This is a genomic window from Emticicia fontis (assembly GCF_054779675.1).
The window spans coordinates 1-1,166 of the sequence record NZ_BAAGXU010000047.1; the positions used below are offsets into that span (position 1 = coordinate 1).

The following is a 1,166-nucleotide window of genomic DNA, read 5'->3' on the forward strand; positions in this document are numbered from 1 at the left end:
CAGGTTAAACGCATTTAAATATTGTTAATGATACCATAGAGATATTGGTCATTCCAACCAGCAATCTTTCTTCTGCTCTTAATACTTTCTTTATCAGATACTTGATTAAGCATTTGTAAAGCGAGTTTACGAACAATAGCTAGATTTTCTGGTGCATTCGCTGATTTAGTTCTTTGAATATCCTCCAGAAAAACCACATCCAATTTCCAGTGGAGTTTGTTTTCAATACTCCAATGATTTCGGATAATGGTATTGAAATCTTTGGGGATAAAGGATAGATTGCTTAGGTAATAACGAGTTTCAATACTAACAACTCCTTTAATTTCTCTTTTGGACTCTATTAAGACTATACTTCTTAGATGAGTCCAATTAGCTAAGTCATCATAGAGTGTTAGGTTATTTTCAACATAACAAGTTCTTGTTTCAATGCGCCCACTCCCAAAGCCTACATCTTGATAATGAGGCAATTGGAGGCGGTTTTGTTTCATTCGTTCACTAACTTGTTGGTAAATGTGTTTATTGTTGTTTTTTAGAGCCAACACATAATAGCCATTCTTAGTAGCAATTAAGTCAGCATTTTTATGCTCACAAGCAATGGCATCAATAGTAACAATACTATTTTCTAAATCAAGCTTATCCAATAATTCTGGAATAGCTGTTTTTTCATTAGATTTACCATCGACTCTTTGTTGCCCCAAAACTAATTCATGTTCAGAAACCCAAGCACTGATAAGGCAGATACCAGATTTATTTGAACCTGATTTAGCAGTAGCTCTAAGAACTTTCCCATCAACATTGATTTGTGTATAATCCTCATTAATAGTTGATAAAAGTTCTTTTGACCAGCGATAAAGACATTCGGAAAAAGTCTTTTTATCTAAAAACTTAAAAACACGATAAAATGTATCATGAGATGGAATGCCATTGGGCAATTCCAAAAAAGTACGCAAAAAATCCTTTTTTTGATTGCCATACATAGCAATTTCTTCAAAATCATTTGCTCCACAAATGACTGCACAAACAGAAATTGCCAAAATGTCAATCAAACGATGCTTTTTACGTCGATTAATCCGAAAATCAGGTACATCCTCAAAAAATATTTCCCATTGCATTTAGCAAAGGTCTTTATTCATTTTTACTATTCAAATTTTAATGCGTTTAACCTG

The 1,166-nt window shown here is 33.1% G+C and carries 1 protein-coding gene; it reads right to left on the bottom strand.

The annotated features are described in order from the left end of the window. Positions 1-14: 14 nt before the first annotated feature. Positions 15-1,112 carry an ISAs1 family transposase gene (locus ACYVFA_RS21070; RefSeq protein WP_460473841.1) on the bottom strand — a complete coding sequence of 366 codons (1,098 nt, stop codon included), beginning with the start codon at positions 1,110-1,112 and terminating at the stop codon, positions 15-17. Positions 1,113-1,166: the final 54 nt, after the last annotated feature.